A 14,525-nucleotide genomic window follows, 5' to 3' on the forward strand; every position below is an offset into this window, starting at 1 on the left:
TTGCTGTTTTCATAACTTTTTTTAAAAAGGGGGTTAAAAAACAGCCGTAAAAACAGTACAATAAAGAGGAATCTTACTAACGAAATATGAAATCGATTTCATAGGAGGAACTAAAAATGAAACTAGGTGTATTTACTGTTTTATTTTCTGAAAAGCCTTTTGAGGAAATGCTTGACCACGTAAAACAATTAGGGCTTGAAACAGTAGAGATTGGAACAGGGGGTTATCCTGGCACAGCCCATTGTAATCCTGCTGAGTTGTTAGAAGACGAAGCGAAATTGAAAGCGTTTAAAAAAGCAGTTGATGACCGTGGTTTAACTATATCTAGCTTAAGTTGTCACGGAAATGCCCTATCACCTGATGAAGCATTTGCAAAAGCATCCCATGAATCGTTTGTGCAGACGGTTAAATTAGCAAAGGCACTACAAGTTCCAACTGTTACAACATTTTCAGGAACACCAGGAGCTTACGAAGGAGATAAACAACCAAACTGGCCGGTTGCTGCTTGGCCGAATGAGTATGGTGACATCTTAAAATGGCAGTGGGAAGAAAAGTTAATTCCATACTGGAAAGAGATGGCAGCGTTTGCAGAAGAACATGGTGTTAAGATCGCTTTAGAATTACACGGAGGTTTCCTTGTGCATTCGCCTGCTACACTACTAAAACTACGCGAAGCGTGTGGCCCGGCAATTGGTGCAAATGTTGATCCAAGTCACTTATGGTGGCAGGGTATTGATCCAGTTGCGGCGATTAAAATTCTTGGGAAACAAGACGCTGTTCACTTCTTCCATGCAAAAGACACGTACATGGATCAAGACAATATGAACATGCATGGTGTTTTGGATATGCAATCCTATGCGAATCTTCAAGATCGCGCTTGGTATTTTAGATCGGTTGGATACGGACATGATTTAAAAACGTGGTCAGATATTATTAGTGCACTACGCTTAGTTGGATATGATGGTGCTATTAGTATTGAACATGAGGATGGATTAATGTCAATTGATGAAGGGTTCCAAAAAGCAGTTAGCAATTTACAACAAGTCTTAATGAAAGAGCCAGCTCCAAAGATGTGGTGGCTTTAAGGAGGAAACAACATGAATAAACCATTAAAAGTTGCGGTTATTGGCTGTGGATCCATTGCCATACACCGCCACGTACCAGAGTATGCTGCTAACCCAAACGTTGAATTGGTTGCCTTTTGCGATTTAAACAAAGAGGTCGCTCAAAGAATGGCTGATCAGTATGGCGTTACAAATGTCTTTACGTCTCACAAGGAGTTACTAGCGGAAGTTGATGTTGACGCTGTTAGTGTATGTACACAAAACGTTGACCATGCTAGTGTTTCCATTGATGCTGCAAATGCAGGTTGTCATGTATTATGTGAAAAGCCTATGGCTACTTCAATAGAAGAGGCACAGAACATGATTAAAGCTGCCAGTGAAAACAACGTTAAGCTAATGATTGGTCACAACCAACGGTTAATGCCACCTCATGTGAAGGCAAAGGAAATTTTATTGTCTGGAAAACTCGGTAAAACGCTGACGTTTAAAACAACGTTTGGACACGGTGGAGCAGACTCCTGGAGTATACAAGGAAAAGATACATGGTTTCTTAAAAAGGATAAAGCGTTTGTCGGTGCCATGGGCGATTTAGGTGTGCACAAAATCGACCTCATTCGTTGGTTATTAGGTGAAGAAGTATCTGAAGTGGCTGCATTCGTTAATACATTACATAAAGAAGCGGATGTTGATGACAATGCAACAACATTATTGAAAATGGAAAGCGGCGCTATTGGTACGATGGCAGCGAGCTGGACCTATTATAAAGGTGAAGATAATACGACAACGATTTATGGAGAAAACGGTGTTCTTGAGATTCGCGATCATCCAGAAGTCCAAGTCGTAGTAAAGCTAACAGACGGCAGTGTGGAACAGTACTCTGTTGGCGCAATTGCAACAAATGAAGCTGGTGGTCAAGTAGCCAGCGGTGTGATTGATGAGTTTGTAACGTCAATTATTGAGGATCGAGAGCCTGCCATAACAGGAGAAGAAGGAATGAAATCGTTACAAGTTGTTTTAGCAGCACTTCAATCATCGGAAACAAAAGCGTTTGTTGCAGTGAAAGAAGTCTAATAAGGAGGAATACTAACATGAATGTCGGACTGGCGTTGTATACATTACGAGATGAAATGGAAAAAGATTTTAAAGGAACCTTGGAAAAGGTTAAGCAAGTTGGCTATCAAGGCGTTGAGTTCGCAGGTTTTGGGGATCACTCTTCTAAAGAAGTGAAAGCGATGCTTGAAGAAATTGGCCTAGAGCCTTGGTCTAGTCATGTCCCTCTTGAGAAGCTGCGTAACGAGTTACAGAGCGTTATCACGTATCATAAAGAAGTAGGCATACCTCATATTGTTTGCCCGTATTTAACAGAAGAAGAGCGTCAAACGAAAACAAATTACTTTGATCTGGCGGAAGAACTTGAGGAAATTGGTAATCAGGTTAGAGAAGCAGGAATGGTATTGTTGTACCATAACCATGATTTTGAATTTGATACGTTTGACGATGAATTTGGGTTGGACATATTGTTGCGCAATACTCGCACGTGCAATATGGCTCTTGAATGTGACACCTTTTGGGTTGAATATGCTGGCCATAAGGCAACGGAGTATTTAGCCGTCCATGAAAATCGTGTCCCTATTATCCATGTAAAAGATATGAAAGATGGAGAAATCCCTTTTGCTGAAGTAGGAGAAGGAAAGCTTGATATTAAAGGAATTATTGAAGCGGCAAAAGCGGTCGGAACAAAATACTTCATCGTTGAGCAAGATGTGAGTGAGCGATCACCGCTTGAAAGCATAGAAATTAGTTTTAAAAATATCCAGTCTTTGTAGTAGAAAACAGGTAAGAAGCTTCTGACTTCTTACCTGTTTTTTTGTTATGTGAAAGAGGGATCATGAGCACAATAAGGGAACGTAAGTTTATATTCTATGCATCAATCCTCTGTTTTTTTATAAAGGTATTAGGGAATAAGAAGGCTAACAGAGGAGGAGTTAAGATGGTACAAGCCTATGATGTTATCATTATTGGAAGCGGGCCGGCAGCAATGGCCGCAGCCTTTCCGTTAGCAGAAGCGACTAAGCGTGTTGCTGTTATAGAAGGTAACCGTTTTGGAGGAACGTGTCCCAATTTCGGATGTGACCCTAAAAAAATGCTATACACGCGAAGTGAAGCAGCATGGCAAGCTGGGAAATTAAGAGGTACCGGTATAGAAGGAACGATTTCCTTTAACTGGGAAGATGCGATGAAAGAAAAAAACACATATACAGATTCTGTTTATCAAGAGATTGAACAATCGTTGAAAAAAGCCAACATCGATACGTATCACGGTTATGCGTCTTTTATTAACGAAGAAACTGTGCAAGTTGACCATATTACTTTATCAGCCACAACGTTCATTATTGCAACTGGGCTTATGCCATCCCCTCTACCGTTTAAAGGGGCCGAGACCCTTCTAACAAATGAAGCGTTTTTAAATCTTCCTTCATTACCGAAGTCAATTGCTTTCATCGGTGGAGGTTACATTTCATTTGAGTTCGCTCACCTCGCAGCTCGAGCAGGTTCGAACGTTCATATTATTGATTCTGGTCATCGTGGTTTAAAAGCATTTGATCAAGATCATGTCCAAGCTTTAATAAAACAATCAGAAGCACTTGGCATTACATTTCATTGGAATGAGGAAATTTCAAGCATTGAATCAAACGCTCATGATGTCACAATAAAAACAGATAAGCAAACACTTACTGTTGACAAAGCCGTTCATGGTGCTGGACGAACGCCGAATATAAAGAAATTAAATCTCGAAGCCGCTAATATTCATTATGATGAAGCAGGTATTCATGTTAACAACACGTTGCAAAGTATTTCAAATCCACGAGTGTATGCAGCGGGTGATGTAACCGCAACCCACTCATTACCACTTACACCGTTATCAAGTCATGAAGGTTCAGTTGTTGTACACAATATTTTAGAGGAACAAAAGCAAACTCTTCAACAAGGGGCAATGCCATCTGTTGTTTTCACAATACCGAAGCTAGCTAAAGTTGGGAAAACAAAGGAACTGCTTGATCAGGAGGGGATAGCGTACGATGTTAAAAACACAACGATGACAGATTGGCTAACGTATTCAATGATAAAAGAAGATCAAGCTTTAGCAAAAGTGTATGTTTGTAAAAAGACTGGAAAAATTCTAGGTGCTGACTTTTTGACCATTTATGCAGATCAATGGATCAATTTACTTTCACTTGCTATTCAGTTAGAGTTAACGACAGAACAGCTCACTTCAGTTCACTATACGTATCCATCTGTTTTAGGTGATAGTGGGAATGTACTGCCAATTAAATAAAGTAGGTGTTGGTGAGAGTTGAAAAAACAAAGGTTTGAAAATCTAAATGGTGTGAAGAATCAACATGGAGTAAGGGATTTTATAAATTGGTATCGAGAACGAATGAGCAAGAAAAAAGACTTAAGGAAGACAATCGCTGTTGAGCACCAGCCAGATTATCGTAACATCCATAATGCCAACGTAGATAGTCTATCATGGATAGGCCATGCGACGTTTTTCATCCGTATAAATGGACTAACTGTTGTAACGGACCCTGTTTGGACGAATTTTATGGGTACAACGAAGCGAAATGTGCCGGTTACGATTCCTATTGATCATTTACCAGAAATAGATGTTGTCCTTATTTCACACGGTCATTATGATCATTTGCATCTCCCATCATTACGAAATTTACCTGGTGATCCACTTTTTTTAATACCTAAAGGGTTAAAGGCTTTTATGAAGAAGAGAGGGTTTTTAGAAGATCGGCTGATAGAATTAGATTGGTGGCAACATTATTGCATTCAAAACGTTACGTTTACGTTTGTAGCAGCCCAACATTGGGTGAAGCGAGGCTTATTTGACACGAATACTTCACGGTGGGGTGGTTGGGTCTTAGAGTCAACAGATCAATCGCTCTACTTTGCAGGAGATAGTGGTTATTTTGAAGGATTCAAACAACTACAAAGCGTAAAAAGAATCAATTATGCATTAGTTCCAATTGGTGCCTATGAACCTGAGTGGTTTATGGAGCTTGATCATATGAACCCGGAACAAGCAGTACAAGCTTTTATTGATTTAGGAGCTAGCCATATGGTGCCGATGCACTATGGAACCTTTCGACTTGCAGATGATACGGGACCAGAAGCTCTCGAACGGTTTGATCAAGCATGGGAAGAACAAGGATTAGCTGCAAAGAAAAAAAGCGTCCTACCAATTGGCGGTACGCTTCGTCTATAAACCACTGCTATTAAGCTGCCTGACTTTTTTGTTTTTCTTCATTTCGAATAAATCCAGTGTGAGAAAACCACATCAGCAAGAAGACGGGTATCGAGACTCCGAAAAACGGAAGGACACCTGGAAATTGAAACATTAAAAAGACAACACCAGCACAACTGATGAGCATGCCAATACTTAAAAACGGTCGCACAACCGTATGTAAAGCGGCATGCTTTAACAATTTAAAGACGGGAAGTTCGTAGTGAACGAACGCACTAAAAGCATAGAAGCAGGTGAGAATATAAATAAACGTCAAAATGAGCAAAGGGAACGCTAATAGCTGTACGTAAGGATTAGTCGACTGATAAATAAAAACAAAATCAATATATAGCACGAAGCCGATAATCGCTAAGCAGAGACCCATTATTTGAACTTTCAAATAATCCTTTTTAAAATAGTGAACAAACGTTTTAAAAATTGGAAGATCTGTCTCGCCTCGAATCCATTGTCTTGTTACTGCAAATGCAGCTTGAGTAGCTGGAAATAAGCCTCCAACAACAAGTCCCCCTACAGTAAATAGAATCCAAAGTAAATTAATGGCTGCTAATCGCATAATCCATTCAGCGATACGGTAGACGCCACCCATAAGTCCATTCATTTCCATCTGAAGAACCACCTCTTTATTTGTGAAAGCGTTATCGTTATTGTATCACAAAAAAAGAGCGCGTACGCGCTCTTTTCGCTCTTTTACTTCAAGTCTTTGACAACCTCTTTCGTTTCCACCGTTCCAAGGTCATAAATAATCGTATAGAGTTCTTGAAGTTCGTTATCGGTCATTTCTTTGTCTTCATCGGCTTTTTTTTCTTGAAAAGGACGTTGAAATATTTCTTCTTGGCGAAAATCTTCAGACTTTAATTGCTCAATAATTGCTTGGATGCGGTCAACTTCTTCTTGGTTCGCATAAATTTCGTACTGAATGGTATTATCAGGTATTTTTTCTTTTGCAATTTTCATCACAGCCATATCAACGGTTACATAAAAACGCTCTCGTTTCATTATACTTCACCTCATTTTTACTAGTTGTTTCAATTCTTTACCCCTTTTCCTTTGCACCTACACATAAAAGAAGAGGTTTAGGGTTTAAAAACAAGGGTATCGAAAGGAAAAGCCGATTCCCTTAAACTGGCTAAAAAATCAACCTCGATCTCTTCATAAAGTCGTTTCTTCATGCATATCCTAGATAGAATAATATGGTGGACAAGATTGAAAAAACCCAAGAAGTCCTTTACTATTAGACGATAAGAATAGAGAGCAAGGATGAGTGGGATGAAAAATTATTGGATACCTGCAGTCGTTTTTAGTGCTGTATTAGCAGGGTGTTCTTCTTCACAAGAAGAGGCAGAGCAAGTGATTGAAGAAGAAGAAAAACCGCCAGAAGCGGAACTTGTTGAAGGCGATAACCGTATAATTGAATTAAATGAAGTGATTACTGTACAAGGTGATCCGATTATACAAAACCCGGACAATATTGAAGCGAATGTAAATTTAAACAATCGCTTACCAGTTGATTATGAGCCAGCTGATTTGGTCGTTCCTGATGTTCGAAGACCGTATGAAGGTATACAAGAGCGTTCGTATTTACGAGAAGAAGCAGCAGATGCCCTTGAACAACTCTTCTATGAAGCTGAATTGGATGGACATATCCTTTATGCAAACTCAGGATTTCGCTCGTTTGAACGCCAATATGAATTGTTTAAAAATCAACAAATTCAAAGTGGGCTTGACCAAACGTTGGTTGCACAACCTGGTTTTAGTGAACATCAAACCGGTTTAGCAATGGACGTTTCGTCTTCTAGTGTAAATTTCGGTTTGACAGAGACATTTGGAGATACAGAAGAGGGTATTTGGGTTGAGGAAAATGCTCATTTATTTGGCTTTATTGTACGTTACCCAGAAGGGAAGCAAGACATAACAGGTTATAGTTATGAGCCATGGCATTTACGCTATGTAGGCACCATTGCCAATGAAATATACGAACAAGGCGTTTCATACGAAGAATTTATTGAAAATGTAAAGAAAATGTAAAACCAGTGTGAAAATTTCTTATGTCCGTGGAATGGTATTCAAGGTGAATGAATTTTGATAAACTTATTCTTTGTAGAACCCAACAACTAGATAAAAAAAGAAAATAAGGGTCACACTCGTGTTATGAGAGGAGACTAACGATATGACCAAGATTAAAGCGGGCTTTAGACGATTAAAGTTTTTTTGGCTTGCCGTCGTTCTATTGTCGCTAACAACGTATATTCTCTATAAAATATCATTTACAATTCCAACTGAGAATATGATGCAAGAGTTTTTATTGTTTATAAACCCGATTAGTTCATCCATACTCCTTTTAGCTATTGCCTTACTATTTAAGAATCGAGCACGGAATATTATGATCGTTGTGCTTTCTTTTATTGGTTCTTTTATTTTGTACGGTAATCTAATGTTTTATCGTTTTTATTCAGACTTTTTAACATTACCTGTATTGTTCCAAACAAATAATATGCAAGATTTATCATCAAGTGTATTTGAATTAATGAACATTTGGGATCTCTTTATCTTCTCAAATGTATTTATTCTTGCTTATTTTGTGTTTAGACAAAAAGTGCCTGTCGTTGGACGTTTAAAGCGTGAACCAATTTTGTTGTTCTCTCTTTCAATTCTTCTTTTTTTAGGGAATTTAACATTAGCTCAAACGGAAAGACCGCAGCTTTTAACACGTTCGTTCGATCGTGATATGTTAGTCAAAAACATTGGTGTGTTTAATTTTCATTTGTATGATGTGTTTTTGCAGTCACAGTCAAGGGCTCAGCGTGTTCTAGCTGATAGCTCGGATATAGTTGAAGTTCAAAACTATGTACAAGCAAACCATAAAGAACCTGATGCTGATATGTTTGGTACAGCGGAAGGCAAAAATGTCTTTATGATTTCGTTAGAATCGTTGCAGTCCTTTGTTATTGATAATGATTTAAATGGAGAAGAAATTACGCCATTTTTAAATGAACTAAAGGAGAATAGTTATTACTTTGAGAATTTTTATCACCAAACCGAACAAGGGAAAACGTCTGATTCAGAATTCATTGTAGCAAATTCAATGTTTGGGCGTAGTAGTGGTGCTGTTTTCTTTACTCACGCACAAAATGAATACAATGCAACCCCAAATATCTTAGGAGAAAATGGCTATTATACGTCTGTTATGCATGCAAATAATCGGTCATTCTGGAATCGAGATATTGTGTATGATTCGCTTGGGTACGATAAATTTTATGATGTAGAATACTATGATGTAACGGAAGAGAATTCAATTGGTTGGGGATTAAAAGACCGTGAATTCTTTGAACAGTCCATTGAGCATTTACAAGAGCAACCGAATCCGTTCTACACAACATTTATTACATTAACAAACCATTTTCCGTTTGAATTAGAGGAAGAGGATAAAATGATCGCGGAAGGGGAATTCAGAAGCGGGACTTTAAACCGTTATTTCCCAACAGTTCGTTATATGGATTACGCGGTAGAACAATTCTTTAACGACATTAAAGAAGCTGGCTTGTATGAGGATTCTATTTTTATTTTATATGGGGATCACTATGGAATTTCTACAAATCATAACGGATCCATGGCTGAGTATTTAGGTAAAGAAGAAATTACGCCTTTTGATACAATTCAATTACAACGTGTACCGTTGTTTATTCACATACCAGGTCATGAAGGTGAAACGATTGATACAGTTGGTGGACAAATTGATATTCAACCAACGCTTATGCATTTGCTAGGTATGAATACCAAGGAAGATATTCAATTTGGTTCAGATTTGTTTGCTCCTGAAAGAGATTCGTTTGCTGTTTTGCGGAACGGTTCATTTATAACAGACGATGTTGTTTGGACGAATAACACTTGCTATAACAAAGAGACAGGAGAACCGATTGAAGACGAAGAGGGAGTAGACGCGTGTGGTGAATACGCTGAACGTGCCACGTCTGATCTTGAATACTCTGATAAAGTTATTTACGGCGATTTATTACGTTTCTTTGAGCCAAATAACGAAAACCTCACAGATGATGAAAACAGTCAAAATGAGAACGAAGAAGATGAATAAAAAAAAGCCGTCGCAATTGCGACGGCTTTTTTGTACAATATGGTTTGAAAAGAGGTGTTGTTAAATGAAGAAAAGCAATCGATTTTGGTTTATTCTCATTGCTAGCATAGCAGTAGTATACGGTGCACTGTATTGGATTTTTTCAGGTGATTTGCAGTTTCCTTAAATACGTAAAGGTGGTCTCGGGTGTGCGTTTACTCCTCCAGCGGCTGTAATAACGGTTGTTGCGGTACCTGTGGCAATTACAGCAATCGTAGACAAAATAATTTCATCCACTGTGATGACGGGTATACCGGCGACAACTGCGGCGAGGTCAAAGCCAACAATGAGGACACCAACATTCCAAGTGGTCTTCGCTGAAATCATTTGTGCTAGAAGGTCAAAGCCGCCTGTACTAATATCGAGCAAAAACATAATGCCTGCACCAACACCGAGCATCAAACCACCGAGTATAGCACTAGTTAATGGACCCAGTAAAGGTGTTTCAGGAATAAATGCAGCGAAGAAATCGATCATAAGAGATGAAACAATGACACCTGCCAATGAATTGAAAAAAAATGGTCGATAATACATCCATGCTAAAATATAAATAGGGATACTGACTACGATGATCGTCATTCCCACTGGAACGTTCCACAAATAATGAGCAATTAATCCGACTCCAATTATGCCGCCATCTAAAAGATGATAAGACACAAAGAAGAAATTAATCCCTACACTTATTAGAAGACAGCCTAAAAATAACACTAGTACATAACGTAATCCTTTTCCCACTTTATCACCCTCACACAACAATTAGCCAAGCTCATCTATACATATGCGGACAACTCTATGTCTATGCTGATCCGTCGTGTGTGAGGAATGCGGGATGATTACTGAGGAAGGGACTGCAAGAAGACAAACCCTAAAAATAAAATAATACCTAGAATAAGAAGTGCTTTTTTTATTTTTCGATTACGTTCACGGTTTTTCCAGCGATCTGGATTAAACGAAACTTTATCATCATCAAAATAAGCTTTTCGAGTGCGTGTTCGATAGATAAATGGCGTTGATGCGCCTTTTAAAAACAACGGTGCAAGTAAACCACCGGATACAAGACCAAAAATATGACCAGTTATGCTTATACTAGGGTTGAGGAAGGTCATAATAACGCCAATAATAACAAGAGGCACGATAATTTGAGACGTTTGTCTACTAATGAGATCTTCACGATACAAGTAAATGAACAAGTAAACGCCGAATAAGCCATAAATAGAGCCTGAAGCACCAAGATGCATGTAATAGCTGTGTTGCAAATAAAAGGTAACAATGTTTGCTAAAATACCAGGTAGTAGAAATAGTAAAACGAATTTCCATTTCTTTATCATTGATTCGAGAGCCGGTCCGAAAATGAGCAGTGCGCCCATATTAAAAGCAAGGTGAAAAAGGTCGTTATGGAGAAAAATAGGGGTGATGAGCCTCCAATACTCTCCATATTCAATCGCTAAATTAAAACCAACCCCTCTTTCACGAATAATAGGAAAGATCATCATCAAAATAAAAATAAGTAGGTTTAACGCAATAATGGTTGTGACAACCGGATAATTTCTCGTATAGGAAGAAAAAGTTTCATTTCTAAAAAACATAGGCAAGCTCCTTTTACATAAAATCGTCATCCTTATCCTATTGCTATTATACCAGTTTCATTCTAAGACCAACACAAAGAAGGGGTGCAAAAAATGATCATCGGAACAGGCATCGACATTATTGAGATTGATCGTATACGAAAGCTAGTGCTCCGTCATCCAGAGCGTTTTATTGAACGTATTTTAACCAAGCAAGAATATAAGCGAATTGCTACTGCCGGTGAAACGAGAAAAATTGAATATCTTGCTGGACGGTTTGCTGCAAAAGAAGCATATGCTAAAGCTGTTGGTTCTGGAATAGGGCGTCATCTCTCTTTTCAAGACATCGAAATTTTAGCAAGTGAGACAGGAAAGCCTGAGATTTGGTTTAAACAACAAAAAAAAAATAAATGCCATTTATCCATTACTCATTCGAAAGAATACGCCTTTGCTCAAGTCATTCTCGAAGATTTCTAAAAACTTGTCACGACTTGTCTGCATATTGCTTGGACCCCGCTCATATAGTTTACAGCAACAGGGGTATTGGATTTTGTCCAATCGCCGAATGTGAGCTGAAGGGGTGAATGGTAAGATGAGAAAAAAGATGTGGCTTTCACTAGTGGCTGCTTTTATGGTGGTCATTTTAGTAGGGTGTGGAGAGAAATCGCAAGAAGATGTATTGAATGACGTTGATAAGGCGTTGGAAGAAACAACAAGCTACACATCAAAAGCAACGATGCAGCTAGCAACAGGACAAGAGCCGCAAACATATGACGTCGAAGTCATGCAAAAAGATCAATCGTATTACAAGGTGGACTTAAAGAATACAACCAACGATCAAAGCCAAATTATTTTAAAAAATGATGAGGGTGTCTTTGTTCTTACACCTGCTTTAAACAAAGTGTTTCGCTTTCAAAGCGACTGGCCAAAAACAAGCAGTCAAGCGTATTTGTATGAATCGTTGTTAAAAGACATTAGCCTAGGTGCTGACATGGAATTTTCACAAGACGATGACTTTTATATTTTTAAGACGGCAACCATGTACCAAAATAAGAATCTAAATAGCCAAGAAATCCGTTTACACAAAAAGGATTTGAAGCCGGCTTCAGTTAAGATTATGGACGCAGATGAAAAAGTACTTGTAGATTTAACGTTCACGGAATTTGAAAAAAATCCTACTGTTGCAGCAGAAGAATTTGAAACAGAAAAAGTCATGACAGGTGCCCAAATGTCAGAGCCGACGATGGCTGATCCTGATGAAGAGTTAAATGAAGAGTTCCGCATTTACTACCCAGAATTTGTACCAGATGGTATTAATGATCAGCCAGAAGAGGATCAAGTCGAGACAGGCGATCGTACGACATTTGTACAACAATATACAGGTGATAAGTCGTTTACACTCATTCAAGAGCAAGCGCAAGTCGTTCCTGCATCTACTCCGCAGAATCTAGTGTCGGCGAAAGTAGTCGATCTCGGCTTTGCTGTAGGAATTCAAGTGAATGATACCATTATGTGGTCCCATAATGGTTCAGATTTCTCCTTATTATCACAAGATATGGAGATGGATGAGCTGATTGAAGTAGCACGTTCGGTTGTAGCTGTTGGCGAGAAGTAATTGACCACTTATGAAGATCGTGAAAACGACCAGGTGTGGAGGAGACTCTATGCCTGGTTGTTTCTCTGTTTTCCGGCTTTTTTTACGGAAGACATCTAAATGTTTGGTTCACTGCATAGATTAACAAGAGTGGGTAAAGATAGGCTTAAGATAAACGTGATGTCCGTTGAAATTACACGATTACTCATCTTTTTTAAAAAGAGGCTTTGCAAAGTAATGGTGGGGATGCTATGATGAAACATGTATATTACTTGAGTTGGAAATGGACTAATTCGGCTGTCTTAAGCCATACACTGATTGAATGAGGTGGACATTGTGCTTGAACAAGAAAAATGGAATGATCCAAGATTAAAAGACCGTGCTGAACTAAAGGCTGAAATTCGCGAATCGATGCAACAAGGCTATATGGAAATGGCAAAGATTAATCTAACCATTGCATCTGAAGCTTTTCTTGCTGAGGAGGAAGCTAATCATACGCTGACACGTCTCGTTAGCGGGGTGTAGCCTTTGATAGTGAAACGGGGAGATGTCTATTTTGCTGATCTATCTCCAGTTGTAGGATCAGAACAAGGTGGGGTACGACCAGTTCTCATCATTCAAAATAACATTGGAAATCGATTTAGTCCTACGGTAATTGTTGCAGCGATAACGGCACAAATACAAAAAGCTAAATTACCTACGCATGTTGAAATTAATGCAAGCAAGTACGGATTTGATCGAGATTCTGTTATTTTACTTGAGCAGCTTCGAACAATAGATAAACAAAGATTGACAGATAAAATTACGCACTTAGATGAAAAGATGATGCAGTCGGTAGACAAGGCATTGACAATTAGTTTAGGATTAATTGATTTTTAACCCCTCTCGCTGAAAAGGGGTTTTTTTTATGTCTAAAAAGCTGGATCAGCAAAAATTAGTCGACGATTCCCAAATATAATTCTTTGCAACCAAACGAAACTCATGAAATAATAGGGGTAAGGATGTTTTTAGTGGGAGGAGGAGACAAGGCGATGCAGTCCTATATTGTCTCGTATCTAAAGAAGAATAGGGGTAAACTACTCGATGATTGGGGAAAGAAGCTAGCGGAACTTCGATCTGAAAACTACTTACAATCCCTTACCGATAAATCATTTCATGAGACGAATCAAGAGTTTCTAGACTTAATGCTGGAAACAGCCGACGAGCGCAACGACAAATTAAATAATAAAATTAATAATTACGTTCTTCGCTATATCCAAAATGGGGGTACTCTTCATTTTTTGTCTCAATCCATTCAACTACTTCGAAAAGCGTGTCAAACACTCGTTCTCGAATCAGAGTTTGAAAAAAAAGAAGCGCTTGAGTTTTTAATTGAACTTGATGAGTGGATTGATAAACGGATGAATCGAATTGTTAAAGATTATTCGGAAGCATGGGAAAAAACGATTGAACTTCAAAAACTCTCTTTGTTAGAGTTATCTGCACCCCTAATCCCTGTCTTTGAAGGCATAACCGTCATGCCCCTCATTGGTAGTATTGATACAGCCAGGGCGCGACTGATTATGGAAAACCTTTTAGAGGGTGTTATAGAAAATCGTTCAAAAGTCGTATTAATAGATATTACAGGTGTCCCTGTTGTAGATACAATGGTAGCGCATCATATTATTGAAGCATCAGAAGCTGTACGACTTGTAGGTACTAAGTGTATACTTGTAGGAATTCGACCTGAAATCGCACAAACCATTGTTAATTTAGGTATTGATTTAACGAAATTCCCTACAAAGAGTACATTACGAAAAGGCGTTGTTACCGCTTTAGAACTAACTGGGAAACAATTAACGGATATGTAATTGGAAGGAGA

16 protein-coding genes are annotated in these 14,525 nt (G+C 38.6%); 12 read left to right on the top strand and 4 right to left on the bottom strand.

The window, feature by feature from the left end; translation table 11 throughout:
- Positions 1-116: 116 nt before the first annotated feature.
- The 5 genes from BK583_RS04345 to BK583_RS04365 all read left to right on the top strand — a co-directional run bounded on the left by BK583_RS04345 (position 117) and on the right by BK583_RS04365 (position 5,340).
- Positions 117-1,085: a sugar phosphate isomerase/epimerase family protein gene (locus BK583_RS04345; protein WP_038483099.1), complete on the top strand. Its 969-nt coding sequence runs from the start codon at positions 117-119 to the stop codon at positions 1,083-1,085.
- A gap of 12 nt (positions 1,086-1,097) precedes the next feature.
- A complete protein-coding gene (locus BK583_RS04350) occupies positions 1,098-2,135 on the top strand; it encodes a Gfo/Idh/MocA family protein (protein ID WP_038483096.1) in 1,038 nt (345 codons plus the stop codon).
- Positions 2,136-2,152: 17 nt separating this feature from the next.
- Positions 2,153-2,890 (top strand): sugar phosphate isomerase/epimerase family protein, encoded by a 738-nt coding sequence (locus tag BK583_RS04355; protein WP_055736900.1) that lies wholly within the window; start codon positions 2,153-2,155, stop codon positions 2,888-2,890.
- 164 nt (positions 2,891-3,054) lie between these two features.
- A complete protein-coding gene (locus BK583_RS04360; RefSeq protein WP_055736901.1) occupies positions 3,055-4,401 on the top strand; it encodes a dihydrolipoyl dehydrogenase family protein in 1,347 nt (448 codons plus the stop codon).
- A gap of 18 nt (positions 4,402-4,419) precedes the next feature.
- Positions 4,420-5,340 carry an MBL fold metallo-hydrolase gene (locus BK583_RS04365; RefSeq protein WP_055736902.1) on the top strand — a complete coding sequence of 307 codons (921 nt, stop codon included), beginning with the start codon at positions 4,420-4,422 and terminating at the stop codon, positions 5,338-5,340.
- A gap of 10 nt (positions 5,341-5,350) precedes the next feature.
- Here the strand turns inward: BK583_RS04365 and BK583_RS04370 are convergent, their stop codons facing one another.
- Positions 5,351-5,983: a YesL family protein gene (locus BK583_RS04370; protein WP_055736903.1), complete on the bottom strand. Its 633-nt coding sequence runs from the start codon at positions 5,981-5,983 to the stop codon at positions 5,351-5,353.
- 83 nt (positions 5,984-6,066) lie between these two features.
- On the bottom strand, positions 6,067-6,375 hold the full coding sequence (locus tag BK583_RS04375) for a hypothetical protein (RefSeq protein ID WP_055736904.1): 309 nt from the start codon (positions 6,373-6,375) through the stop codon (positions 6,067-6,069).
- 270 nt (positions 6,376-6,645) lie between these two features.
- On the opposite strand from BK583_RS04375, the gene BK583_RS04380 reads away from it, so the two are divergent.
- Together BK583_RS04380 and BK583_RS04385 are read left to right on the top strand one after the other, a co-directional pair.
- Complete coding sequence (locus tag BK583_RS04380; protein WP_038483081.1) at positions 6,646-7,404, top strand: M15 family metallopeptidase; 759 nt, start codon at positions 6,646-6,648, stop codon at positions 7,402-7,404.
- A 142-nt stretch (positions 7,405-7,546) separates the two neighbouring features.
- Positions 7,547-9,466 carry an LTA synthase family protein gene (locus BK583_RS04385; protein ID WP_038483078.1) on the top strand — a complete coding sequence of 640 codons (1,920 nt, stop codon included), beginning with the start codon at positions 7,547-7,549 and terminating at the stop codon, positions 9,464-9,466.
- 162 nt (positions 9,467-9,628) lie between these two features.
- Here BK583_RS04385 and BK583_RS04390 read toward each other — a convergent pair whose 3' ends face one another.
- On the bottom strand, positions 9,629-10,240 hold the full coding sequence (locus tag BK583_RS04390) for a YitT family protein (protein ID WP_236702432.1): 612 nt from the start codon (positions 10,238-10,240) through the stop codon (positions 9,629-9,631).
- Between the two features lie 98 nt (positions 10,241-10,338).
- Complete coding sequence (locus tag BK583_RS04395) at positions 10,339-11,091, bottom strand: rhomboid family intramembrane serine protease (protein WP_055736905.1); 753 nt, start codon at positions 11,089-11,091, stop codon at positions 10,339-10,341.
- A gap of 93 nt (positions 11,092-11,184) precedes the next feature.
- Between BK583_RS04395 and acpS the strand changes: the two genes are divergently transcribed.
- The 5 genes from acpS (at position 11,185) to rsbRA (ending at position 14,514) form a co-directional block, all read left to right on the top strand.
- Positions 11,185-11,547: a holo-ACP synthase gene (gene acpS / locus BK583_RS04400; RefSeq protein ID WP_038483073.1), complete on the top strand. Its 363-nt coding sequence runs from the start codon at positions 11,185-11,187 to the stop codon at positions 11,545-11,547.
- Positions 11,548-11,662: 115 nt separating this feature from the next.
- Positions 11,663-12,685, top strand: a complete 1,023-nt coding sequence (locus tag BK583_RS04405) for a LolA family protein (RefSeq protein ID WP_051667622.1) — start codon at positions 11,663-11,665, stop codon at positions 12,683-12,685.
- Between the two features lie 297 nt (positions 12,686-12,982).
- Complete coding sequence (locus tag BK583_RS21255; protein WP_206698938.1) at positions 12,983-13,189, top strand: antitoxin; 207 nt, start codon at positions 12,983-12,985, stop codon at positions 13,187-13,189.
- Between the two features lie 3 nt (positions 13,190-13,192).
- Complete coding sequence (locus BK583_RS04415; protein ID WP_035398813.1) at positions 13,193-13,543, top strand: type II toxin-antitoxin system PemK/MazF family toxin; 351 nt, start codon at positions 13,193-13,195, stop codon at positions 13,541-13,543.
- 152 nt (positions 13,544-13,695) lie between these two features.
- Complete coding sequence (rsbRA, locus tag BK583_RS04420; RefSeq protein WP_038483070.1) at positions 13,696-14,514, top strand: RsbT co-antagonist protein RsbRA; 819 nt, start codon at positions 13,696-13,698, stop codon at positions 14,512-14,514.
- Positions 14,515-14,525 lie beyond the last annotated feature (11 nt).

Origin of the sequence: Shouchella oshimensis (assembly GCF_002019765.1) — a bacterium.
GTDB lineage: Bacteria > Bacillota > Bacilli > Bacillales > Bacillaceae_D > Shouchella > Shouchella oshimensis.

Bases quoted from the DNA above. Each gene is read 5' to 3' on its own strand.
- BK583_RS04345 (WP_038483099.1), top strand. From the start codon at position 117: ATGAAACTAGGTGTATTTACTGTTTTATTTTCTGAAAAGCCTTTTGAG.
- BK583_RS04350 (WP_038483096.1), top strand. From the start codon at position 1,098: ATGAATAAACCATTAAAAGTTGCGGTTATTGGCTGTGGATCCATTGCC.
- BK583_RS04355 (WP_055736900.1), top strand. From the start codon at position 2,153: ATGAATGTCGGACTGGCGTTGTATACATTACGAGATGAAATGGAAAAA.
- BK583_RS04360 (WP_055736901.1), top strand. From the start codon at position 3,055: ATGGTACAAGCCTATGATGTTATCATTATTGGAAGCGGGCCGGCAGCA.
- BK583_RS04370 (WP_055736903.1), bottom strand. From the start codon at position 5,983: ATGGAAATGAATGGACTTATGGGTGGCGTCTACCGTATCGCTGAATGG.
- BK583_RS04375 (WP_055736904.1), bottom strand. From the start codon at position 6,375: ATGAAACGAGAGCGTTTTTATGTAACCGTTGATATGGCTGTGATGAAA.
- BK583_RS04380 (WP_038483081.1), top strand. From the start codon at position 6,646: ATGAAAAATTATTGGATACCTGCAGTCGTTTTTAGTGCTGTATTAGCA.
- BK583_RS04385 (WP_038483078.1), top strand. From the start codon at position 7,547: ATGACCAAGATTAAAGCGGGCTTTAGACGATTAAAGTTTTTTTGGCTT.
- BK583_RS04395 (WP_055736905.1), bottom strand. From the start codon at position 11,091: ATGTTTTTTAGAAATGAAACTTTTTCTTCCTATACGAGAAATTATCCG.
- acpS (WP_038483073.1), top strand. From the start codon at position 11,185: ATGATCATCGGAACAGGCATCGACATTATTGAGATTGATCGTATACGA.
- BK583_RS04405 (WP_051667622.1), top strand. From the start codon at position 11,663: ATGAGAAAAAAGATGTGGCTTTCACTAGTGGCTGCTTTTATGGTGGTC.
- rsbRA (WP_038483070.1), top strand. From the start codon at position 13,696: ATGCAGTCCTATATTGTCTCGTATCTAAAGAAGAATAGGGGTAAACTA.